Genomic DNA, 22,723 nt, shown 5'->3' with positions numbered 1-22,723 from the left:
CCACCTCTTCATAATGACCCCCAGGCCACCGCCATGGGCCCTTTCACCAAGGGGCGCCAGGGCTTCTCCCGAACGGTGGCGACTAACAATAAATAGACTGGGTATCCCGCATGAAAAAGCCAAATCCTCTGCTCGCCGACCTCCGTGCCATCCTGCCCGCCATCGCTGCCAACGCCGCCCGCGCGGAGCAGGAGCGCATGGTGCCCGCCGAGAACATCGCCCTGCTCAAGGGCATCGGCATGCACCGGGCCCTCCAGCCCAAGGCCTATGGCGGCCTGGAGGTCTCCCTGCCGGAATTCGCCGACTGCGTGGTCGCCCTGGCCGGCGCCTGCGGGGGCACTGCCTGGGCCTTCAGCCTGCTGTGCACCCACAGCCACCAGCTGGCGATGTTCTCCAAGCGCCTGCAGGACGAGATCTGGGGCGAGAACCCGGACGCCACCGCGAGCAGCAGCATCGCGCCGTTCGGCAAGGCGGAGAACGTCGAGGGCGGCATCATCCTCAACGGCGAGCTGGGCTGGAGCAGCGGTTGCGACCATGCCGAATGGGCCATCGTCGGCTTCCGCCGTCCGGCGGGCGAGGGCGAACCGCCGGTCTACTGCTTCGGCGTGGTGCCCCGCGCCGACTACGAGATCCGTGACGACTGGTTCGTCGCCGGCATGCGCAGCAGTGGCACCAAGACCCTGATCCTCAAGGATGTGTTCATCCCCGACCACCGTATCGAAGCGGCCAAGGACATGATGGAAGGCCGCTCCGCCGGCTTCGGCCTGTACCCGGACAGCAAGATCTTCTACGCCCCCTATCGCCCGTACTTCGCCAGCGGCTTCGCGGCCATCAGCCTGGGCGTCGCCGAGCGCATGCTGGTGGCCTTCGCCGAGAAGACCAAGAACCGCGTACGCGCCTACACCGGCGTCAGCGTCGGCACCGCCACCCCGGCGCTGATGCGCCTGGCCGAGTCCACCCACCAGGTCGCCGCTGCCCGTGCCTTCCTGGAGAAGACCTGGCAGGAGCACGCCGAGCACGGTGAGCGCCATCAGTACCCGGACCGCCAGACCCTGGCCTTCTGGCGCACCAACCAGGCCTACGCGGTGAAGATGTGCATCCAGGCGGTGGACCGCCTGTTCGAGGCCGCCGGCGGCACCGCCTGGTTCGAGTCCAACGAGATGCAGCGCCTGTTCCGCGACGCTCACATGACCGGCGCCCACGCCTACACCGACTACGACGTGTGCGCGCAGATCCTCGGTCGCGAACTGATGGGCCTCGAACCCGACCCGAGCATGGTCTGACCGGCTCCGCCTCCACCCCGATCGTCCACCTGCCAGCCGGGCGTTGCCCGGTTGCGAGGATTCGCCATGACCCAACAGAACAATGAAGCGGGCTTCGACCCGCGTGCCTTCCGCCGTGCCCTGGGCAATTTCGCCACCGGAGTGACCGTCATGACCGCCGCCGCCGACGGGCGCCGCGTGGGCATGACCGCCAACAGCTTCAACTCGGTGTCGCTGGACCCGCCGCTGGTGCTCTGGAGCATCGACAAGCGCGCCACCAGCCACGAGGTGTTTTCCCGCGCCGGGCACTTCGCGGTGAACGTGCTGGCCGCCGACCAGATCGACATTTCCAACCAGTTCGCCCGCCCCAGCGAGGACCGCTTCGCCGGGCTGCGCGTGGAGGAGGGGGCCGGTGGTGTGCCGCTGCTGGAGGAGTGCGCCGCGCGCTTTCAGTGCGAGAAGTATCAGGAGCTGGACGGCGGTGATCACTGGATCCTGATCGGCAAGGTCGTCGCCTTCGACGATTTCGGTCGCGCGCCGCTGCTCTATCACCAGGGTGCCTATTCGGCGGTGCTGCCCCATCCGCGCCTGCTGAAGAAGAACGAGGCGGCCACCCGTACCGCCTTCCAGGGGCGCCTCAGCCACAACCTCTACTACCTGATGACCCAGGCGGTGCGCAGCTACCAGGAGGACTACCAGCCGCGGCAGCTCGCCACCGGCCTGCGCACCAGCGAGGCGCGCATGCTGATGGTGCTGGAGAAGGACGCCAGCCTGGACATGTCCGCGCTGCAGCAACTGGTGGCGATGCCGACGCGGGAGATCGAGGCGGCGGTGGACACGCTGACCCGCAAGGGCATGCTCTGCGGCGATCCCAGCGGGTGCAGCCTGACCCCGGTGGGCATGGACCAGGCGGAAACCCTCTGGGAGATCGCCGAGCAGCAGCAGGAACGGGTGTTCTCGCGCTTCAGCGAACAGCAGATCGAGGCGTTCAGGGACGTGCTGCGGGCCATCGCCTGCCTCGGCGAGGCCTGAGCCGTCGGGGCGGCCAGGCGCGCGTCAGACGGCGTCGCGCATGGCGCGCAGGTCCAGGGCGTCCTGGTTCATGCGCTGGATGACGATGAACAGTTGCTGGCGCAGGGACTCGTCGCCGATTCGGTCGGCGGCGCGCATCACGGCGATGGCGGCGTCCTCGTTGTGGATGGCGACTCTTTCCAGGTTCTTGCGCAGATCTCTTGCAACGCGTGTCACGGGTTCGGCCTCGGGGAAAACTGTGCGCAGCCTAGGGGAGGAATGTTGCGCTGAGGTTGCAGCGCTCCTGGCTGGCGGTGAAGGATGTTCCAGGCAAAAAAAACCGACCTGCAAGAGGTCGGTCCATGCCCAGGCGGGCCTGCCAATCAGAAGCATTCTGCATGCATCCATCTGCCGTTGGATGCAGGGCCATCTTCGTGGGGTTGGATGACGGTTTCATGTCGGACCTGTGACGTTTTCATTGGCTCTGTCTGCGTCAGCTGTTGTGGATTCAAAGCAAGCGCTCAAGCACGGTCCTTCCGGGCGTCCGAGGGTTTCTGTTACCTGTGCCGCATGGGTTTCGCTTCGCTCTACGCCATCCTACGAAAGCGGCCGCCACGTGCACGCTGGGGGGCGCACGTCAATGTGAGGATTCGAGCGGGCAAGTTGGAGCAGCCGCCAACGCCCCTCCAGGAGGCCGAACGCAGTCGTTGCGCCGGGGGACGAGTGGCATGGATGCCACGAGAGGCGCGACTGGCCATGGATGGCCCTTCGCGCCGGCCCCCAGAGCGACGACGGAGTGAGGGCACCCGACGCAGTCGGGCCGGATGATGGGGCAAGCCCTTTTGGTTTCTTTTGGGGCGACTGCCAAAAGAGACTCGCCCGGGGGGGCGAAACAAAAACTATCAGCAGAGCTCAGTAAGCAGCTGGGCTCGAAATCTTCTAGCAATACTTAACGCAGACAGAGCCTTCATGACGCCCTGTAACGCCCCGCCCCGTGGGTTTCGCTTCGCTCTACGCCACCCTACGGGAGCCGTTGCGCGCCGAGCCTGATGCGCACGGCGATGAAGAGGCTGGCGAGGAGGTTGGAGCAGCGGCCAAACCTAGCGCTACCAGGCCGGTCGGTGTTGGGACGCCTTCGTGAACCACGGGCAGGCTTCAGGTAGCATCGGCTGCTTCGACGATCCTGGCCCGCCTCGCAATGAACAAAGACGATATTTCGAAATTCGACATCAGCACCCAGCTGACCATGCTCGGCCGCGACCCGGCGGAGCAGTTCGGCTTCGTCAACGCGCCGCTCTACAAGGGCTCGACCATCATCTACAAGACGCTGGACGACATCGAGGCCCGGCGCAGTCGCTTCTCCTACGGCACGGCGGGGTCGCCGACCATCGCCCACCTGGAGGACGCCTGGACCCAGCTGACCGGCGCCGAGGGCACCGTGCTGTCGTCCTCGGGCCTGGGCGCCGTGGCCCTGGCGCTGTTCAGCACCACCAAGGCGGGCGACCACATCCTGGTGCCCGACAGCGTCTACCGGCCGACGCGCAACTTCTGCAACCAGATGCTGGCCCGCTACGGCGTGACCACCACCTACTACGACCCGATGATCGGCGCCGACATCGAGCGCCTGATCGGGCCGGACACCAGCACCCTGTTCCTCGAGGCGCCGGGTTCGCAGACCTTCGAGGTGCAGGACATCCCGGCGATGGTCGAAATCGCCCGCCGTCACGGCGTGAAGACCATCCTCGACAACACCTGGGCCACGCCGATCTTCTTCCGTGGCCACGACCACGGCATCGACCTGACCGTGGAGGCCGGCACCAAGTACCTGGGCGGCCACTCCGACATCCTGCTCGGCCTGGTGACGGCCAACCAGGCCTGCTGGCCGGCGTTGCGCGCCACCTACGACGCCATGTCGATGCTGCCCGGTGCGGAGGACTGCGTGCAGGCGCTGCGTGGCATGCGCACGCTGTTCCTGCGGCTCAAGGAGGCGGAGCGGCGCGGCCTGGAGCTGGCCCGCTGGCTGAGCGAGCGCCCCGAGGTCTCCCGCGTGCTGCACCCGGCCTTCGAGAGCTGCCCGGGCCACGCCCACTGGAAGCGTGATTTCAAGGGATCGTCCGGGCTGTTCTCCATCGTGCTGGCCCCCGGCTACAGCCGCGACGGCCTGGCGGCGATGCTCGACAACCTGTCGATCTTCAGCATGGGCTTCTCCTGGGGCGGCTACGAGAGCCTGGTGATCCCCTTCGATTGCCGCACCTACCGCACCGCGACGCACTGGCAGGCGGAAGGTTTCGCCCTGAGGCTGCAGGTCGGCCTGGAGGACATGGACGACCTGAAGAACGACCTGGCGCGCGGCTTCGAGCGCCTTCGCGCGGCAGGCTGATCCGGGTCAGGAAGGGAGCGCGCGATGGGTGTGCGGGCTCCCGCAAGGGTGCGGCTGCCCGGCCTCTCGGGGCGGGCTGGCTCAGGTGCCGTCGCGCCCCGGCAGCAGCTGGCTGTAGGGCGCTTCCGGGCCGGGGCCTGCGGAGCGGCGTAGCAGGCGCACATCGGTGACCTCGATGCCGCAGTCGGTCAGCCAGTCCTGGATGGCCTCGCTGGAGCGTGAGGGGCGGGCCTTGCCGGGGAATTCGAGCGTGTAGATGGAAAAGCCGATGGCCTTGATATTGGGTATGTCCCGCGTGTTCATCTTCATGTGGCGGGCTTCACCCTTGAAGCTGTAGCTGATCAACCATTCCATAAGCGCCTGCGGCCCCGCCCCATTCCGTCCTGCACCGGCACGCCGATGACCCCTTGATATCAAGAGCGCAAAACTAGCAGAACCAGCGAGTCAGGCAATGCTAGCCATCTGCTGCAACCCCCGGGCTTGAGCGTTCTTGCAACACGGCGACGAAGGGCGCGTGGCAGCATGCAGCGGATGGGCCTTTTCGCGGTCAATCTCCTGTCGGTATCCACCTTCAGGGGGTGTCATGTGCGGAGGCGTCGAAGTGGCGGGTCGCTTCACCGGGAACGGCAGGGCAAGGCGGATCTATTTCCAGAGCCCCAGGGCGGAGCTGCCCGTGGTGCAGCCCGACGGTTCCATCGAATGGATTGCCTGGGGGCGCCGGCCACGGCAGCCCGGAGCCTTGCCCGCCAGCGGCTGGGCGCGGGAGAACTGCATGACGCTGGAGGCCTGGGAGCGCTATCGGCCCCAGGCGGTGAGGATCGCCGTGCAGCGCTACATGGAAAGGGACAGGGCCCAGCAGCCGCACTGGTTCGACCTCGTGGCCAGCCAGTGCCTGCAGGGGGTGTTGCTGGAAGCGGAGCGGGAGCGCCGGGTCTATGTGGTGATCGGGCAGCCGCCGCAGGGCTGCGAGTTCATCCAGGATCGCTGGCCGCTGATCGCGGCCTGAGGGCCTCGGGTCAGTTCTCGACCAGGTGCGTGGTGACCCCTGATACGCCGATTTCCTGGGAGGCGAGCACCTTGTTCTCGAAGGACGAGCCGCCCAGGTTGCGGTCCACCTCGAGCTGCCCACGGTGCTCGGCGATGATGTGCGCCAGGGCCAGCTCCAGCCCCATTTCCTTCTCGGTGTGGCGCACGCGAAGGCTTCTCGGCACGCCCCTGAGCTTGTACTGGATGTCGAAGTAATGCATTGCAGCCTTCCTTGTTGGCGAACCCGGCTCTCAATCCAGCAGCGATAGTGCCGCGAGAACCGGGGCCTGCGCCAGTCCGAACCGGTATTTTTCGTCGCTTCGGGTCGTGCCCGCACACGGGGATGCAGGCAGGCTCGCCTGCGACCAAGGGGTTGGAGCGGCGAGTGGCCCTCCAGGTTCCGGCTCCGTGCAATGCGGTACGCATGGGAGCTGCCGAGGGCGGTCGTCGGCCCAGGACTGCTGCGATTCAGGCACCGCAGGTGCGTGGGCGGAAGCTGCGCCGGTTGGCGATGGCGATGGCGAATTCCTCGTTGAGCACCTTGCTCAGCTTCCGGATCGCCAGGGGCGAGGAGAGTTCGGCCAGGGTCATGCCGTGGAGGGTGATCACGTCCAGGTCGACGCGCCCGGTGAACTGCAGGGAGAGGGTACCGCTGTCCAGGCGGGTCGCCTCGCACATGTAGGCGGGCATGTAGAGGGTGAAGAGCTTGCCGATATCGGCCATACCCAGCGTCATATCCGTTTCCTCCTTGAAGTGGATGCAAGCTGACCATCGGGTCACGGCTCAGCGTAGGCCAAATCCCGCCGCTGTAAATGCCGTCGGCGTGAGCCGGGTCACGTCGTTGAAAAGGGTATTCGCCCGTTCGGCCAATTTCCCCGTGCAGGCCTCAGCCCGCGTGGATACGGGGTTATGACCAATCGGTCAGGAATTGTCTTTTTCATATGCGCATTTTTTGTATACAACGTGCTAGCCATATGGGGACACTTTTGTTTACATTGCGCCCACAACAACGACAAGAAGTGAGTGCACCTCCCCATGAACAAGCTCTCCCAAGCTACGTCCGTCGCACCACGTCCGGAAGACGAGAACCTTGGCATCGGCGCCAACCTCGCCTATGGATTGCAGCACGTTCTCACCATGTACGGCGGTATCGTTGCCGTTCCCCTGATCCTCGGCCAGGCGGCAGGGCTCAGCCCCTCCGAGATCGGCCTGCTGATCGCCGCCTCGTTGTTCGCCGGCGGCCTCGCGACCCTGCTCCAGACCCTCGGCCTGCCGTTCTTCGGCTGCCAGCTGCCCCTCGTCCAGGGCGTTTCCTTCGCCGGCGTCGCCACCATGATCGCCATCCTCGGCAGCAACAACGGCGAGGGCGGCATCCAGTCCGTCCTCGGGGCGGTGATGGCCGCGTCGCTGATCGGCCTGCTGATCACACCCATCTTCTCCCGTGTCACCAAGTTCTTCCCGCCACTGGTCACGGGGGTGGTGATCACCACCATCGGCCTGACGCTGATGCCCGTCGCCGCGCGCTGGGCCATGGGCGGCAACAGCCAGTCGCCCGAGTTCGGCAGCATGACCAACATCGGCCTGGCCGGCATGACCCTGGCGATCGTGCTGCTGCTGAGCAAGATCGGCAGCTCCACCATCTCGCGCCTGTCGATTCTGCTGGCCATGGTGATCGGCACGCTAATCGCCATGGCACTGGGCCTGACCGATTTCTCCAAGGTCGCTGAAGGCCCGATCGTGGCGATGCCCTCGCTGCTGCACTTCGGCATGCCGACCTTCCATTTCGCCGCGATCCTCTCGATGTGCATCGTGATCCTGGTGACCCTGGTGGAAACCTCGGCCGACATCCTCGCCGTCGGCGAGATCATCGGCACCAAGGTGGACTCCAAGCGCCTCGGCAATGGCCTGCGCGCCGACATGCTGTCCAGCGTCCTGGCGCCCCTGTTCGGCTCCTTCACCCAGAGCGCCTTCGCCCAGAACGTCGGCCTGGTCGCCGTCACCGGCGTGAAGAGCCGCTATGTGGTCGCCACCGGCGGCCTGATCCTGGTCACCCTGGGCCTGCTGCCGGTCATGGGGCGGGTGATCGCCGCCGTGCCGACCTCCGTGCTCGGCGGTGCCGGCATCGTGCTCTTCGGCACCGTCGCCGCCAGTGGCATCCGCACCCTGGCCAAGGTCGACTACCGCAACAACATGAACCTGATCATCGTCTCCACCGCCCTCGGCTTCGGCATGATCCCGATCGCCGCGCCGAGCTTCTACGAGCACTTCCCAGCCTGGTTCGAGACCATCTTCCACTCCGGCATCAGCTCGGCGGCGATCATGGCCATCCTGCTGAACCTAGTGTTCAACCAGTTCACCGCCGGCAACCCCGACCAGCCTTCGGTGATCTCCGCCGGCCACGAGCGCAGCCTGCGCTACACCGACATCGCCGCGCTGAACGACGGTGACTACTTCCAGAACGGCAAGCTGTACGACGCCGCCGGCAACGAGGTGCCGCTGGCCGATGACGACGATCATGGAAGCCACGCGCCAAGGCCGACGCGCAGCCAGGCCGACGCGGTGCACTGACGCGCATCCTGGATGAACCGGACCCGGCCCCAGTGGCCGGGTTCTTCGTTTGGGGCATCGCGAGGCTCTTGTTCATGTGACACGCCCCTACGTCCCGCCTCACGAATGGGCGTCGGAAGAAGAGCGCAGGGAACCCCGGGGCCTTCCTGCAATCTCTGATAACGCTTTGTTGCCGCTGCCCGGGCCGTTGCGTTTGACCTGGGCTGGCACCTTCACCAAGCTACGCGCTTCGTCCCAACCGCCCAGGATTCCCCGCGTGACCCCAGCTTTGCGCCATTGGCGCCGAACCCTCTGCTGCCTCCTTCCCCTCGCTGCGCTACTGGCCGGCTGCGACCAGGGCGAACCCGAGAAGCCGACGCCGCCGGCCAAGGCCACCACCTACCTCGCCGTCGACTGGAGCCAGGTGCCCGCCACGGCCGACGAGGAACTGCTCAATGGCTTCGCCGCCTGGCGTTCGGCCTGCACGCGCCTGGCCAAGGACCCGGTCTGGTCCGCCACCTGTGCCGCCGCTGCGCCGGTGCCGATGGAGGCCGGCGCCGTCCGCGCCTTCATCGGTGCCAACCTCCAGCCCTACAGCCTGCGCTCGGCGGGGAAGGGCGAGCACGGCCTGATCACCGGCTACTACGAACCCGTCTACCCCGGCCACCTGCGGCGCACCGAGCAGGGGCAGGTGCCGGTCTACGGCGTGCCGGACGACCTCATCGTCGTCGCCCTGGACGAGATCTACCCCGAACTCAAGGGCAAGCGCCTGCGAGGCCGCCTCGAAGGCCGCGTGCTCAAGCCTTACGACGATGCCGCCACCATCCGTGGCCAGGGCGTGAAGGCGCCGGTGCTGGCCTGGCTCAATGACCCGATGGACCTGCAGTTCCTGCAGATCCAGGGTTCCGGGCGCATCCAGCTCGACGACGGCCGCCAGTTGCGCATCGGCTACGCCGACCAGAACGGCTACCCCTATCGCCCCGTCGGCCGCTGGCTGGTGGAGCAGGGGCTGCTGCAGAAGGAGGAGGTGAGCATGGGCCGCATCCGCGAATGGGCCGTCGCCAATCCCGGGCGGGTCGACGAGCTGCTGGCCAGCAACCCCAGCTACGTATTCTTCAGCGCCCGCCCGGACAGTAACGAAGGCCCGCGCGGTTCACTCAACGTGCCGCTCACCGCCGGCTACAGCGTGGCCATCGACCGCAAGGTGATCCCGCTGGGCAGCCTGCTCTGGCTCTCCACCACACGTCCCGACGACGGCTCGCCCGTGGTGCGCCCGGTCGCCGCCCAGGACACCGGTGGCGCCATCGTCGGCGAAGTGCGCGCGGACCTGTTCTGGGGCACCGGCCAGGAGGCGGGTGAACTGGCCGGCAACATGAAGCAGGAAGGGCGCATCTGGATGCTCTGGCCCAAGGGCATGCCGCTGCCGGAGACACCCTGAGCCGGTGCATGCGAAGCACCCGGCGCCACCCTTTGGTCTATAGGTAGCAGGCGATCAAGCGCTGACCGCGAAGGAGGAACTCCATGAACCGCATCATTCCCCATGCCCTGCTGACCCTCGTGCTCGCAGCCGCCTGGGTCGCCCCGGCCCAGGCCCTGACCCTGCGTTGCAGCGGGGGCCTGGTGCAGCAGGAGGACAGCCTGGAGGACGTGCTGCGCAAGTGCGGCGAGCCCGACAGCCGCGTGCGCACGCTGCCGGCCCTGCGCAACAACGGGGTGCCAAAGCTCAATGCGGTGACCGTGGACATCTGGACCTACGGCCCGCGCAACGGCATGACCCGCGAGCTGCGCTTCATCGAAGGCAAGCTGAAGGAAGTCAGGAGTTCGCGCGACTAGCCGATGGGGCAGGCGCGAGCCGGCCGCGCCACGTAGAATCGCGCCCCTGAATCTTTCTCCGAGGTCACAAGGTGGAACTACAGCAGGGCTTCGTCCTGACCCGGCACTGGCGCGATACGCCCGCGGGCACGGAAGTGGCGTTCTGGCTGGCCACCGACGATGGTCCCCGCTACCTGCGCCTGGCGCCGCAGACGTCCGTCGCCTTCATCCCCGCCCAGCAGCGCGAGCGCGCCGAAGCGCTGCTGCGCAACGAGCGCGGCGTCGAGCTGCGGCCGCTGGGGCTCTGCGACTTCCGCCATCGTCCGGTGCTCGGCCTGTACTGCCAGCAACACCGCCAGTTGATCGGCCTGGACAAGGCCCTGCGCCAGGCCGGCGTCGACGTATTCGAAGCCGATATCCGCCCGCCGGAGCGCTACCTGATGGAGCGCTTCATCACCGCGCCGGTGCTGTTCGGCGGCATGCCCGATGCCGAGGGCGCCCTGGTGGACGGGCAGATGAAGCCCGCGCCCGACTACCGCCCGCGCCTGCGCCTGGTGTCCCTGGACATCGAGACCACCCTGCACGGCGAGCTCTATTCCATCGCCCTGGAAGGCTGTGGCCAGCGCCAGGTCTACATGCTCGGCCCGGCCAACGGCGACGCCAGCGAGGTGGATTTCGCCCTGGAGTACTGCGACGACCGCGCGCAACTGCTCGAACGCCTCAACCAGTGGCTGGTCGAGCACGACCCGGACGCGATCATCGGCTGGAACCTGGTGCAGTTCGACCTGCGCGTGCTCAACGAGCACGCCAAGCGCCTCAAGGTACCGCTGCGCCTGGGGCGTGGCGGCGAGGCCATGGGCTGGCGCGAGCACGGCAGCCGCAACAACCATTACTTCGCCGAGGCACCGGGCCGGTTGATCATCGATGGCATCGAGGCGCTGCGTTCGGCCACCTGGAGCTTCCCGTCCTTCAGCCTGGAGAACGTCGCCCAGACCCTGCTTGGCGAAGGCAAGGCCATCGACACCCCCTACCAGCGCATGGACGAGATCAACCGCATGTTCGCCGAGGACAAGCCCGCCCTGGCGCGCTACAACCTCAAGGACTGCGAGCTGGTGACGCGCATCTTCGAAAAGACCGAGCTGCTCACCTTCCTCCTCGAACGTGCCACGGTCACCGGCCTGCCCGCCGACCGCAGCGGTGGTTCGGTCGCCGCCTTCTGCCACCTGTACATGCCGCTGATGCACCGCCAGGGCTTCGTCGCGCCCAACCAGGGCGAACGCATGCCCGAGGCCAGCCCGGGTGGCTTCGTCATGGATTCGCGTCCCGGGCTGTACGAGTCGGTGCTGGTCCTGGACTACAAGAGCCTGTACCCCTCGATCATCCGCACCTTCCTCATCGATCCGGTGGGGTTGGTGGAGGGCCTGCGCCAGCCTGACGACGAGCACTCGGTGCCGGGGTTCCGCGAGGCACGCTTCTCGCGCACGCGGCATTGCCTGCCGTCGATCGTCGAGCGGGTCTGGCAGGGGCGGGAGACGGCCAAGCGCGAGCGCAACCAGCCGCTGTCCCAGGCCCTGAAGATCATCATGAACGCCTTCTACGGGGTGCTCGGCTCCAGCGGCTGCCGCTTCTTCGACCCGCGCCTGGCCTCGTCCATCACCCTGCGCGGCCACGAGATCATGCGCCGCACCCGCGCGCTGATCGAGGCACAGGGGCACCAGGTGATCTATGGCGATACCGACTCCACTTTCGTCTGGCTGGGCGCCGCCCATGGCGAAGAGGAGGCCGCGGCCATCGGGCGCGCGCTGGTGCAGCGGGTCAACCTGTGGTGGCGCGAGCACCTGCTGGCCGAGTACGGCCTGGAGAGCGCGCTGGAGCTGCAATACGAGACCCACTACAAGCGATTCTTGATGCCCACGGTGAGAGGCGCGGAGGAGGGCAGCAAGAAGCGCTACGCCGGGTTGGTGGTGCGTGCCGATGGCAGCGAGGAAATGGTCTTCAAGGGCCTGGAGACGGTGCGCACGGACTGGTCGCCCCTGGCCCAGCGTTTCCAGCAGGAACTGTACCTGCGCATCTTCAACCGCGAGCCCTACCAGGACTATGTGCGCGACTACGTGCGCAGCACCCTGGCCGGCGAGCTGGACGACCTGCTGGTCTACCGCAAGCGCCTGCGCCGTCGCCTGGACGACTACGAGCGCAACGTCCCGCCCCATGTGCGCGCTGCGCGCCTGGCCGATGAGTACAACGACAGCCAGGGTCGACCCCGGCAGTACCAGAACGGTGGCTGGATCAGCTATCTGATCACCGTGGCCGGGCCCGAGCCGCTGGAGAACCGCCGCGCCGCCATCGACTACGACCATTACGTCACGCGCCAGCTGCAGCCGGTGGCGGAGGCCATCCTGCCCTTCGTCCAGGGCGATTTCAGCCGCCTGGTCGACGGCCAGCTCGACCTGTTCTGAGCCTCGCCCGGTCAGTCGGGGAGATTGACCAGGGGGATCGAATCACCGCCCGTGCGGTTCTGCTGGCGTTCCTCCATCCACTCGGCGACCTGTGCGCCGAACTCGGCGGGCACCTTGCGGCCGACGCGGCGGGCGATGTCGAGGATGGTCTGCTGGGCCAGCGCTTCTTCCATGCGCTTCTGCGCCGTCAGCATCACCGCGTGGACCGAGCAGGTGCCTTCCAGCGCCCAGTCCGGCGGCGACCCTTCGAACAGCGCGCAACGCCCACGGATGTCGCGGCATTCGAAGATCGACTTGTTGCCATCGATGGCGCGGACGATGTCCAGCACCGTGATCTCGTCCGAAGGACGGGCCAGGCGGAACCCGCCGCGCACGCCTTCGGTGGCCGCCACCAGCCCGGCCTTGGCCAGCTTGGTGAAGACCTTCGCCAGGTACTCCTGGGGCACGCCCTGGAGCTCGGCCATGTCACGCACGCTGGCTTCACGGCTGTCGCCGCGCTCGTCCACGAGAAAGAGCAGGCAGTGGATGCCGTACTCGACCCCTGCGCTGTAGAGAGACATTCATAACTCCGACTTATCGGGTCGCATCTATAGTGCGAGTTGCATTCAGTTGCCTCAAGGGAGGCGCCCTGGTCGGCGATGGATGGGAATGCCGTCCGTCGCCGCCGATGCCCATGGCACAAGGTCGCGAGAGCGGGATCGGGGCGCATCCCTGAGCGGTGCAGACAGCAGCATGGCGAGCGCGTGTGGGTGAGGGCAAAGAAAAAATGCTTGCCGGCAAAAACTACGATCAATATAGTCGTAGATATCGACGATCGATGTCGCCACGCGGTGCAACTGAACCCGGTCTTGCCATTGGCGCCGTCGAGAGCCCGACCCCATTCGAACCGAACACGACCCTACCCGTTGGAGAAACGAGCATGAAACAGCGCATCCTGATCGTCGGTGCAGGCTTCGGTGGCCTGTGGAGCGCACTCAGCGCCACCCGCCTGCTGGACATCCATGGCCGCACCGATGTCGAGGTCACCGTCCTCGCGCCCCAGGCCGAGCTGCGCGTCCGCCCGCGCTTCTACGAAGCCGGCGTGCACCGCATGAAGGCGCCTTTGGGCGAGCTGTTCGCCACCGTCGGCGTGCGCTTCGTCAAGGGGCTGGTGGATCGCATCGATGTGCAGGGCCAGCGCGTGGCCTACCGTGACGAGCGGGGCGCGGCCGCCGAACTGGCCTACGACCGCCTGGTCCTGGCCACCGGCAGCAGCGTGGTCCGGCCGAAGATGGCCGGTGTCGAGCATGCCTTCGACGTCGACCAGATCGAAGAAGCCATGCGCCTGGAAGAGCACATCCGCGCGCTCGGCTCGCGTCCGGCCACCCGGGCCCGCAATACGGTAGTGGTCGCCGGTGGCGGCTTCACCGGCATCGAGACCGCCACCGAAATGCCGGCCCGCCTGCGCGAGGCCCTGGGCGCCGACGCCGAGGTGCAGGTCATCGTGGTCGACCGTGGCAGCCGCATCGGCGCTGCCCTGGGCGAGGGGCCACGCGCGCAGATCATCGAGGCCTCGCAAGCGCTGGGCATCCAATGGTGCCTGGATGCCAGCGTCGCCTCGGTGGATGCCGGCGGCGTGACCCTCGCCGATGGCCGCCGCATCGACGCCGACACCGTGGTCTGGACCGTGGGCGTGCGCGCCAGCGCGCTGACCGAGCAGATCCCCGCCGAGCGCGATGCGCAGGGGCGCCTGCACGTGGACCGCAGCCTCAAGGTGATCGGCCAGGACGCGGTCTACGCCACGGGGGACGTCGCCTACGCCGCCTGCGACGACCTGGGCCACTTCGCCCTGATGTCCTGCCAGCACGCCATCGCCCTGGGGCGCTCGGCCGGCAACAACGTCGCTGCCGACCTGCTCGGCGTCGAGCCCATTCCCTACAGCCAGCCCAAGTACGTCACCTGCCTGGACCTCGGTGCCTGGGGCGCCGTGTACACCGAAGGCTGGGATCGCCAGGTCAAGCTCGAGCGCGAGGAAGGCAAGCGACTGAAGACCCAGATCAACAGCGTGTGGATCTACCCGCCGGCGGCCAACCGTGCCGAAGCGCTGGCGGCAGCCGACCCGCTGATCCCGGTCGTCGCATAAGCCAGGACATCACCCCATGCCCCGCCGGTCGCAGGACCGGCGGGGTTTTTTGCATTGATGGGGTGCGCGATGCTCACGAAACGCCGCCCGACCCACCGTATGCACACCCGTGGGATGGGTAGAGCGAAGCGAAACCCATGCGGTTACAAGCCCGCACCGTGCAAACGGGCGACGATTCGCGGATGCATCCGCTCCCACGGAAGAGCCATCCCCAGGCAACGCCCGCAGGAGCGAGCCCTGCTCGCGATGCGCCCCGCATCAAGCCGGGCGCTGCATCACCACCAGGCGCAGGGCGAGGGCACCGAACAGGCTGGCCAACCCCCATTTCTGCAGGCCGGCGAGGCGCCCGCGCCCGCCGAGGCGGCGGCTCATGGCGCCGCCGAACAGCCCGAGGCCCACGTGGAAGATGAAGGCCAGCAGGGTGAGCAGGGCGCCCAGCAGCAGGAGCTGCGCACTGATCGCGCCATGCCCCGGCACCACGAACTGCGGCAGGAAGACGATGAAGAACAGCAACGCCTTGGGGTTGAGCAGGCTGTTGAGGGTGGCGCGGACCAGCACCGTCTTCAAAGGCACGCACTCCACGCGGGAGCCGCCGGCGGTGACGTCGCTGCGCAGGGTCTTCCAGGCCATCCAGGCGAGATAGAGCGCGCCTGCGAAGCGGATGATGTCGAAGGAGGGCGGCCAGGCCGCCACCAGGCCGGTGATGCCGGCGGCGGTGAGCAGGGTCAGGATCGCATCCGCCAGGCTGATGCCCAGCGCTGCGGCTACACCGCCACGCCAACCGTGGGAAACGCCATGGCTGATGACGAACGCCATGTTCGGTCCCGGCGATGCCAGCAGCAGCGCTACCGCGCAGGTGAAGATCACGAAGGTGTCGAGGTCGGGCATGGCTGCGATCCAGGGCGATGCCGCAGGTGCGGCCGGTCGCGCAACACTACCCGGCCGCCGCGCGCGTCACCCGTTACAGCTGCACTTTTTTTCGAGCAACACCCGGCTTCAGGGAAGGGTCAGCGCGGGCGAGGTGGTCAGCGTCAGGCTTTGCAACGTACAGCCGCCCCAGGGCTGGCTGGTTGCCCCCAGGCTGCTGGTGGTGTTGCTCCAGCTCGTGGCCAGCACGGTGGCGCCGGTACCGCAGGTAACCGTGCCGATCCTGATGCTCATGCCGGAGACGTTAACGGCCGTGGCACTGGTCGGTTGCCAGCTCCAGGGCAAGCCACGTACGGCGATGGTCGAGCAGATTGGGTTGGTGCCGCCGATGGTCGCGGTATTGAGCTGCGCCACTCCGCCGTTGGCCAAGCCTTGCACGGTGAGGGTGCAAGTCGCGGCGGGCAGGGCCGGGTTGTACTTGACGGCAAGCGGGCCGGTGGCGGTGAAGGGTCCCCAGGGGGTGAAGGCGGAGGAGGCCAGGGACCAGATGCCCAGGCCGAGCAGGGCCAGTATCTTCAGGGCGGTTCCGTAGGGATTCATCGTGTCGTTCCTTGTTTTCGGAGTGCGGTCGCCCGGTGGCTGTCCTTGGCGCGGGGCGGTAGGGGCAGGCTAGACGCCACCGCGCGCCCGCCCCAGCCAGCCAAAGGATGGCGTGGGAAGGGCAGGCGCGGCGCCGTGGGAAGAAGCTACCCAGCGCGTGCCCTGCGTGGCCGCTCGACGCGCTCCGGTCACCTCTCTAATATGCAACCATTCGCTTGGATATCCGGACCTCGCCTTGACCCCTGCCCACGACCCCGCCACCGCTTCCACTGCCTCGACGGCCGACCGCATCCTGCTGCTGGTGAAGACCCGTGGCCCGCTGTCCACCGCCACCCTGGCCCAGGTGCTGGAGATGACGCCCGAGGCGGCGCGCCAGCAGGTGCAGAAGTTGGTGGCGGCCGGGCTGCTGGCCGGGCGCCAGGAGCCGGTTTCCGGTGCGGGGCGGCCACGCCAGAGCTGGGTGCTGACCGATTCCGGCTATGCGCGTTTTCCCGATACCCATGCGCAGCTCACGGTGCAGCTGATCGCTTCGGTGCGCCAGCTGTTCGGCGAGGAGGGGCTGGACCGGCTGATCTGCCAGCGCGAGGCCGAGTCGCGTGCGGCCTACCGCCAGGCCTATACCGGCCGCGACCTGATGCAACGCCTGGAGCAACTGGCCGAGGTGCGCTCGAGCGAGGGCTACATGGCGCGGGTCGAGCGCGATGGCGACGACTGGCTGCTGATCGAGGACCACTGCCCGATCTGCGTGGCGGCGCAGGCCTGCCAGGGCTTCTGCCGATCCGAGCTGCAACTGTTCCAGGAAATCATCGGCGACGAGGCCCGGGTGGTCCGCGAACAGCACCTGCTGGCCAATGCCTCCCGCTGCGTGTATCGCGTCAGTCCGCGTTGAGTCGCGGCGAGCGCTCAACTCACCGTTCTCTCCTTGGAATGACAGGGCGGGAGTAGCAGTCCAGAAGCGCAGCGGCGGGGTGCCAGCCGCATGCGGCCGGATGCTTCGCGGGCCTTCCCCGCGTATCATCCGTCGATCCCGAGCCCGGCCCCGCCGGTTCTGCCAATGCCCCGGAGCCCACATGGACAAGCTGCTGGCCCTGAAGATGTTCGTCGCCGCCGTGGACGCCAAGGGCTTCTCGGCGGCCGCGCGGGGCCTCGGGCTGGCCACCTCCTCGGTGACACGCATGGTCGATGCCCTGGAGCAGGAACTGGGCACGGTGCTGCTGAACCGCTCGACCCGCCAGGTCACGGTCACCGAGGCCGGCGCCGCCTACTACCAGAGCGCGCGCCAGGTGCTGGAATACCTGGCCGAGGCCGACGCCTCGGTGACGGACGGCGGTGACGAGCCCAGCGGGCCGTTGCGGGTCTCGGTGCCCACCGCCTTCGGCCGGCGCATGATCTCGCCGCATATCGGTACGCTCCTGGCGCGTCACCCGCGCCTGGAGCTGGACATCACCCTCACCGACGAAATCGTCGACCTGCTCGGCGAGCGGGTCGACCTGTCGATCCGCCTCGGGGCGGCTGCGCCCATGGACGGCGTGGTGGCCAGGACCCTCGGCGAGTTCCGCCGCCATGTGGTGGCAAGCCCGGCCTACCTCGCGGAACGGGGCACCCCGGCGCAGCCGCTGGAGCTGGCCGAGCACGACTGCCTGCGCTTCAACTATGGCGCCGCGCGCCAGGTCTGGACCTTCCAGGGGCCCGAGGGCGAGGTCCGCGTGCCGGTGCGTGGGCGGATGCGCAGCAACAACATCGAGGTGCTGCGCGAGGTGGCGCTGGCCGGCTCGGCCGTGGCCCTGCTGCCGGACTGGCTGGTGGACGACGACATCGCCGCGGGTCGCCTGCTGTCGCTGTTCCCGGGGCAGCGGATCAACGCGGACGACACCCGCTCGCTCATCACCGCGCTCTACCTGCCGAGCCACCGTGCCTCGCGGCGGGTCGCGGCCTTCATCGCGTTCGTCGGCGGCCTGCTCTGAGGCGCCTGGCATTGCGCAAAAGGCAAAGCCGCTTTGCGCAGCGAACGGATTCCCCCGGGCGGCGCTCTTGCCCAGGATAGGCGCCACGAACCGTTCCACCCCGAGGACCCTCCTATGACCCCTTCCAGCCATTCCGCGCCCCAGGCGATCAGCCGTGGCCTGGTGCTGCTCTTCGCCATCTGCTGCGGCGCCATCGTCGCGAACATCTACTATGCCCAGCCGATCATCGAGCTGATCGCGCCCGACGTCGGCATCTCCACCCACGGCGCCAGCCTGATCGTCTCCCTGACCCAGGTCGGCTACGCCCTCGGCCTGTTCTTCCTGGTGCCCCTGGCGGACCTGCTGGAGAACCGCCGGCTGATGATCGCCACCATCGGCGTGACCTTCGCCAGCCTCGTGGGCATGGCGCTGACCCAGGCGCCCGGCCCGCTGCTGCTGGTGTCGGCGCTGATCGGCTTCAGCTCGGTATCGGTGCAGATGCTGATCCCCCTGGCCGCGCACCTGGCACCGGAGGAGTCGCGGGGCCGGGTGGTCGGCGGGATCATGGGCGGGCTGCTGCTGGGCATCCTCCTGGCGAGGCCGTTGTCGAGCGTGGTGGCCGACCATTTCGGCTGGCGTGCGGTGTTCTTCGGCGCCGCCGGGCTGATGCTGGTGATCGCCGTGGTCGTGGCCGTGGCGCTGCCCAGCCGGCGGCCCGATCACCGCGCCAGCTATGGGCAGCTGCTGGCCTCGCTCTGGCACCTGTTCCGTCGCGAGCCGGTGCTGCGCCAGCGTTCGCTCTACCAGGCGCTGATGTTCGGTACCTTCAGCCTGTTCTGGACCGCGGTGCCACTGGAGCTGTCGCGCAACCACGGGTTGTCCCAGTCGCAGATCGCGCTGTTCGCCCTGGTCGGCGCCATCGGTGCCATCGCCGCGCCCATCGCCGGGCGCCTGGCGGATGCGGGCCATACCCGTGGCATGTCGCGTCTCGCCATGCTGCTGGCCATCCTCAGCTTCCTGCCCGCGCTGTTCGGCCTGCCCTGGGGCGTGGTGGGGCTGGCGCTGACCGGCGTGCTGCTGGACTTCGCGGTGCAGATGAACATGGTCCTCGGCCAGCGCGAGGTCTATGCCCTCGATGCCGCCAGCCGTGGCCGCCTGAACGCGCTGTACATGACCAGCATCTTCATCGGCGGCGCCATCGGCTCCTCCATCGCCAGCCTGTTGTTCGAGCAGGGTGGCTGGCAGGCCATCGCCCTGGTCGGCGCCGCGCTGCCTCTGCTGGCACTGGTCGCCTTCGGCCTGCATGCCCGCCAGGGCGCACGGGGCGAAGCCCAGGTGGGGTGACGGGGTGTAGGGGCGAATTCTCTTGGATCTGCCGGCGTCAGGTGTTGATAGAAGCTTTGGCCAAGCCGATTGCCGAGTTTTGCTGATGGTTTCTGTTTCGCCCCCCGGGCGAGTCACTTTTCTCAAGCGTCGGGATGCCGAACCACAGAAAAGTAACCAAAAGCGCTCGCCCCTGCATACGGCCCGACTGCGTCGGGTTCCCTCGCTCCATCATCGTTACTCGCTGCGCTCGCCCTTCGGGCCGCACTGAAGTGCGTTCGCCGCAAGCGTCGTCCAGGGGCACGCCGCGAAGGGCCATCCCTGGCCCATCGCGGCTCTCGCGACATCCATGTCGCTCAACCCCTGAAACGACGATTGCGCTCGGCCTCCTGAAAGGGGCGTTTGGCCGCTGCTCCAACGTCTTCGCCAGAATCTTCATCGAGGTGCGCATCACGCTCGGGGCGCAACGGCTTCCGTAGGGTGGCGTAGAGCGAAGCGAAACCCACGCGGTGGGCGTGACGGGGAGTCATGAATGCCATGCTTGAGGCTTCGCATTAAGTTCACGGCAGCTAATGCAGACAGAGCCAATTCATTCACCCATCAGCCTGCCTTGCGGCCACAGGATTGCAGGCACCTCTCGTGGGAGCGGCTTCAGCCGCGAAGAGGCCGCAGCCGGCACCTGGTTGCGCATGGCCGGATGCTCCATCGCGAATGAGTTCGCTCCCACAGGGGGCGGTGCTCCGGGGAATCGATTTCGCTGATATCCACTAGTGACCGATTGCGTTTCCCAGGACGCGACGGCGACGCGAAACTGGCCCCGTCGAATCACTCACCCCATCCCCTTAGGAGAACCCATCATGAGCCGCTACTTCACCGCCACCCTGCTTGCCGCCGTCGTTGCCGGCAGCGCTTTCAGCGTCAGCGCCGCCGACCATCACGGCTCGATCGAGCGCGCCTTCAAGGACGCCGCGAGCGACCGTGCCTCCGCCGCCGAAACCCAGGTCGACCGTGGCCACAGCAGCGAAGAACAACGCAAAGGCCTGCCGCGCTGGTGGCATTGATCCCGGCCGGTTTACACCGTTGCGAAAGGGCGCCCTGAGGCGCCCTTTGTCGTTTCCGCGGTTCGCTGCCGGATTCAACTGCCGGTGCGCACCGTCGGGCGGATGTGGTACGCCTCGGTGAAGGCCTGGGCGGACAGGGGGCGGGAGAACAGGTAGCCCTGGCCCTCGCCGCAGCGCTCCAGCTTGAGCCGGTCACGCTGGGCATCGGTCTCGATGCCTTCGGCGATGGTCTCCAGGTCGAAGCTGCGGGCCATGTCGAGGATGGCGCGGACCACCGAGGCGTCGCGGCGTGATTCCAGCATGCCCTGGACGAAGGAACGGTCGATCTTGATCCGGCTCAGGGGGTAGGTCTTGAGCAGGATCAGCGAGGCGTAGCCCGTGCCGAAGTCGTCGAAGGCGATGCCGACGCCATGGGTGCGCAGGCGCTGCAGGGTCTCCAGCACGATGTCGTCGTTGTCCAGCACGATGTTCTCGGTGACCTCCAGTTCCAGCGCTTCGGGAGGCAGGCCATAGCGGGCCAGGGCCTCCAGCGCCTCGGTCACCAGGTCGCCGACGTGGAACTGGGCGCTGAACAGGTTCACGCCCATGCGCATGTCTTCGGCGCCGTTGTTGCGCCAGAAGGCCAATTGCGCGCAGGCCTCGTTCAGAATCCAGTTGCCCACCCTGGCGGCCAGGGGGCTGCCTTCCAGGGCGGAGAGGAAGGCGTCGGGCGCCAGCAATCCGCGCTCGGGGTGCTGCCAGCGGATCAGCGCCTCGGCGCCCCGCAGTGAGCCATCGCTGAGGCGCACCTGGGGCTGGTAGAAGAGCACGAACTCGCCATTCTCCACCGCCTTGTGCAACTCCATGGCGTGCAGGTGACGACTCACGGCCTCCATGCGCAGTTCGGGGGTGAAGGCGGCCACCTGGCTGCGGCCGTTGCCCTTGGCCTTGAACAGCGCCAGGTCGGCGTCGCCCACCAGTTCGAGGGCCTCGAGGGCGTGCAGCGGCGCCAGCGCCAGGCCGCAACTGGCGGCCACCCGTACCTCGTGGCCGTCGATATGGATCGGACGGGCGATGGCGCCGATGGCCTCTTGGGCCACCCGCAGCGCGGACTCGGGCTCGGTGACGCCGGTGAGCAGCAGGGCGAACTCGTCGCCGCCGATGCGTGCCACCAGGTCGTCAGGGCCCGCTAGGGGGGCCAGGCGGGTTCCGACCTCCCGCAGGATGCCGTCACCGATCAGGTGGCCCAGGGTGTCGTTGACGTCCTTGAACCCGTCCAGGTCGATCATCAGCACCGTCACCGGCTCGGGCGCCAGCAGGGCTTCTTCGGCGCGGCGGTAGAAGCAGCCGCGGTTGGCCAGCCCGGTGAGGGCGTCGAAAGTGGCCAGGCGGCGCAGCTCGGCTTCTTCCTGCTGGCGCTGGCTGTCGTCGGTGAGCACCGCCTCGAAGCGCGGATACCCTTTCTCGCTCCAGGAGGACAGCGACATGCCCAGGTCGAACTCACTGCCGTCCTTGTGCAGGCCCTTGAGGGTGGTCGGCGTGTTCGGGTCGGCCAAATAGCCGGCGGTCACAGCGCGGCGGATCAGCGCCAGGAAGGGCGGGCGCTCGGCCACCGCCAGCAGCGCCTCCACCGGCAGCCCGACCCCTTCCTCCGGGGCGTAGCCCAGCAAGCTGGCGGCGGCGGGGTTCCAGGCGAGGATCTGGCCACGGTGGTCGAACCAGAGCACCGGGGTGTCCGACTGCCCGGCGTAGGTCTCGAAGGCCGGGCGCTTTCGCCGAGCACTCTTCTCGATGCGGTGCAGTTCCAGGCGGTCGGTGGCCATGCGCGCGAGCTCTCGCAGGCGCTCGCGGTCGTCTTCCGAGAAATCCAGGTGGGGCTGGTCGTCGATGATGCACAGCGCTCCCAGCGGCAGGCCATCGGCGGTGAGCAAGGGCACACCGGCGTAGAAGCGCAGGTGGGTGGGGCCCAGTACCAGCGGGTTGTCGTGGAAGCGCTCGTCGCGGGTGGCGTCCGGCACCACCATTACCTGGTCCTGGGTGATGGCGTGGGCGCAGAAGGACATGTCGCGGCGCATGTCCACCTTGCCGACACCGGTGCTGGCGGCGAAGAACACGTGGTCGCTTCCTATCATGTTCACCGCAGCCAGCGGCATGTCGAACATCCTGGCAGCGATACGCACCACAGGGTCGAGGCTGGAGACGACGCGTTCGTCGTCGAGGCCGTAGTCGACGAGTGCACGCAAGCGCTCGGCTTCGTTCGGCAGCTGCGAGGGACAACGCATGGCAACCTCCTGTCGATGATCACTCCCTGTAGCAACGCCCTAAGGATAGATG

21 protein-coding genes are annotated in these 22,723 nt (G+C 67.6%); 13 read left to right on the top strand and 8 right to left on the bottom strand.

Annotated elements, in window-relative coordinates; genetic code table 11:
• The first annotated feature begins 110 nt into the window (after positions 1 to 110).
• Positions 111 to 1,283 carry a p-hydroxyphenylacetate 3-hydroxylase oxygenase component gene (locus tag PHLH3_RS16840; protein WP_213625024.1) on the top strand — a complete coding sequence of 391 codons (1,173 nt, stop codon included), beginning with the start codon at positions 111 to 113 and terminating at the stop codon, positions 1,281 to 1,283.
• A 66-nt stretch (positions 1,284 to 1,349) separates the two neighbouring features.
• Positions 1,350 to 2,294 (top strand): p-hydroxyphenylacetate 3-hydroxylase reductase component, encoded by a 945-nt coding sequence (locus tag PHLH3_RS16835; protein WP_213625023.1) that lies wholly within the window; start codon positions 1,350 to 1,352, stop codon positions 2,292 to 2,294.
• A gap of 24 nt (positions 2,295 to 2,318) precedes the next feature.
• On the opposite strand, the gene PHLH3_RS16830 is transcribed toward PHLH3_RS16835, so the two are convergent.
• Positions 2,319 to 2,510 (bottom strand): hypothetical protein, encoded by a 192-nt coding sequence (locus tag PHLH3_RS16830; protein ID WP_173175874.1) that lies wholly within the window; start codon positions 2,508 to 2,510, stop codon positions 2,319 to 2,321.
• 961 nt (positions 2,511 to 3,471) lie between these two features.
• Here PHLH3_RS16830 and metC point away from each other — a divergent pair.
• Entirely contained in the window at positions 3,472 to 4,653 is a 1,182-nt protein-coding gene (gene metC, locus PHLH3_RS16825; protein WP_213625022.1) for a cystathionine beta-lyase, read from the top strand.
• Between the two features lie 81 nt (positions 4,654 to 4,734).
• Here metC and PHLH3_RS16820 read toward each other — a convergent pair whose 3' ends face one another.
• Positions 4,735 to 5,007, bottom strand: coding sequence for a hypothetical protein (locus PHLH3_RS16820; protein ID WP_213625021.1), 273 nt, complete (start codon positions 5,005 to 5,007; stop codon positions 4,735 to 4,737).
• 229 nt (positions 5,008 to 5,236) lie between these two features.
• Between PHLH3_RS16820 and PHLH3_RS16815 the strand changes: the two genes are divergently transcribed.
• Positions 5,237 to 5,659, top strand: a complete 423-nt coding sequence (locus PHLH3_RS16815; protein WP_213625020.1) for a hypothetical protein — start codon at positions 5,237 to 5,239, stop codon at positions 5,657 to 5,659.
• A 10-nt stretch (positions 5,660 to 5,669) separates the two neighbouring features.
• Here the strand turns inward: PHLH3_RS16815 and PHLH3_RS16810 are convergent, their stop codons facing one another.
• Both PHLH3_RS16810 and PHLH3_RS16805 read right to left on the bottom strand, forming a co-directional pair.
• The gene (locus PHLH3_RS16810) at positions 5,670 to 5,900 is read right to left on the bottom strand and encodes a hypothetical protein (RefSeq protein WP_111262897.1); all 231 of its coding nucleotides are present in this window, start codon (positions 5,898 to 5,900) and stop codon (positions 5,670 to 5,672) included.
• Positions 5,901 to 6,147: 247 nt separating this feature from the next.
• On the bottom strand, positions 6,148 to 6,414 hold the full coding sequence (locus PHLH3_RS16805; protein ID WP_213625019.1) for a hypothetical protein: 267 nt from the start codon (positions 6,412 to 6,414) through the stop codon (positions 6,148 to 6,150).
• A gap of 300 nt (positions 6,415 to 6,714) precedes the next feature.
• Here PHLH3_RS16805 and PHLH3_RS16800 point away from each other — a divergent pair, with 300 nt between their 5' ends.
• The 4 genes from PHLH3_RS16800 (at position 6,715) to PHLH3_RS16785 (ending at position 12,494) form a co-directional block, all read left to right on the top strand.
• Positions 6,715 to 8,247 (top strand): nucleobase:cation symporter-2 family protein, encoded by a 1,533-nt coding sequence (locus tag PHLH3_RS16800; RefSeq protein ID WP_213625018.1) that lies wholly within the window; start codon positions 6,715 to 6,717, stop codon positions 8,245 to 8,247.
• 256 nt (positions 8,248 to 8,503) lie between these two features.
• Positions 8,504 to 9,664: a murein transglycosylase A gene (locus PHLH3_RS16795; protein ID WP_213625017.1), complete on the top strand. Its 1,161-nt coding sequence runs from the start codon at positions 8,504 to 8,506 to the stop codon at positions 9,662 to 9,664.
• 83 nt (positions 9,665 to 9,747) lie between these two features.
• A complete protein-coding gene (locus tag PHLH3_RS16790; RefSeq protein ID WP_213625016.1) occupies positions 9,748 to 10,059 on the top strand; it encodes a DUF2845 domain-containing protein in 312 nt (103 codons plus the stop codon).
• A 71-nt stretch (positions 10,060 to 10,130) separates the two neighbouring features.
• The gene (locus PHLH3_RS16785; protein ID WP_213625015.1) at positions 10,131 to 12,494 is read left to right on the top strand and encodes a DNA polymerase II; all 2,364 of its coding nucleotides are present in this window, start codon (positions 10,131 to 10,133) and stop codon (positions 12,492 to 12,494) included.
• A gap of 11 nt (positions 12,495 to 12,505) precedes the next feature.
• On the opposite strand, the gene PHLH3_RS16780 is transcribed toward PHLH3_RS16785, so the two are convergent.
• On the bottom strand, positions 12,506 to 13,054 hold the full coding sequence (locus PHLH3_RS16780) for an Rrf2 family transcriptional regulator (protein ID WP_213625014.1): 549 nt from the start codon (positions 13,052 to 13,054) through the stop codon (positions 12,506 to 12,508).
• Between the two features lie 359 nt (positions 13,055 to 13,413).
• On the opposite strand from PHLH3_RS16780, the gene PHLH3_RS16775 reads away from it, so the two are divergent.
• Positions 13,414 to 14,616, top strand: coding sequence for an NAD(P)/FAD-dependent oxidoreductase (locus tag PHLH3_RS16775; RefSeq protein ID WP_213625013.1), 1,203 nt, complete (start codon positions 13,414 to 13,416; stop codon positions 14,614 to 14,616).
• A gap of 258 nt (positions 14,617 to 14,874) precedes the next feature.
• Here PHLH3_RS16775 and PHLH3_RS16770 read toward each other — a convergent pair whose 3' ends face one another.
• A complete protein-coding gene (locus tag PHLH3_RS16770; RefSeq protein WP_213625012.1) occupies positions 14,875 to 15,504 on the bottom strand; it encodes a LysE family translocator in 630 nt (209 codons plus the stop codon).
• Positions 15,505 to 15,612: 108 nt separating this feature from the next.
• Positions 15,613 to 16,083, bottom strand: a complete 471-nt coding sequence (locus PHLH3_RS16765; protein ID WP_213625010.1) for a hypothetical protein — start codon at positions 16,081 to 16,083, stop codon at positions 15,613 to 15,615.
• 235 nt (positions 16,084 to 16,318) lie between these two features.
• On the opposite strand from PHLH3_RS16765, the gene PHLH3_RS16760 reads away from it, so the two are divergent.
• The 4 genes from PHLH3_RS16760 to PHLH3_RS16745 all read left to right on the top strand — a co-directional run bounded on the left by PHLH3_RS16760 (position 16,319) and on the right by PHLH3_RS16745 (position 20,410).
• Positions 16,319 to 16,972, top strand: a complete 654-nt coding sequence (locus PHLH3_RS16760; protein WP_213625009.1) for a transcriptional regulator — start codon at positions 16,319 to 16,321, stop codon at positions 16,970 to 16,972.
• Between the two features lie 181 nt (positions 16,973 to 17,153).
• A complete protein-coding gene (locus PHLH3_RS16755; RefSeq protein ID WP_213625007.1) occupies positions 17,154 to 18,047 on the top strand; it encodes a LysR family transcriptional regulator in 894 nt (297 codons plus the stop codon).
• A gap of 114 nt (positions 18,048 to 18,161) precedes the next feature.
• The gene (locus PHLH3_RS16750) at positions 18,162 to 19,370 is read left to right on the top strand and encodes an MFS transporter (protein ID WP_213625006.1); all 1,209 of its coding nucleotides are present in this window, start codon (positions 18,162 to 18,164) and stop codon (positions 19,368 to 19,370) included.
• 836 nt (positions 19,371 to 20,206) lie between these two features.
• Positions 20,207 to 20,410, top strand: coding sequence for a hypothetical protein (locus tag PHLH3_RS16745; RefSeq protein WP_213625005.1), 204 nt, complete (start codon positions 20,207 to 20,209; stop codon positions 20,408 to 20,410).
• Between the two features lie 74 nt (positions 20,411 to 20,484).
• Here PHLH3_RS16745 and PHLH3_RS16740 read toward each other — a convergent pair whose 3' ends face one another.
• Positions 20,485 to 22,671, bottom strand: a complete 2,187-nt coding sequence (locus tag PHLH3_RS16740) for an EAL domain-containing protein (protein WP_213625004.1) — start codon at positions 22,669 to 22,671, stop codon at positions 20,485 to 20,487.
• Positions 22,672 to 22,723: the final 52 nt, after the last annotated feature.

The sequence above is a fragment of the Pseudomonas sp. Pc102 genome, assembly GCF_018408275.1.
Taxonomy (GTDB): Bacteria; Pseudomonadota; Gammaproteobacteria; order Pseudomonadales; family Pseudomonadaceae; genus Metapseudomonas; species Metapseudomonas tohonis.
This window is presented reverse-complemented; position numbering and strand designations above follow the sequence as displayed.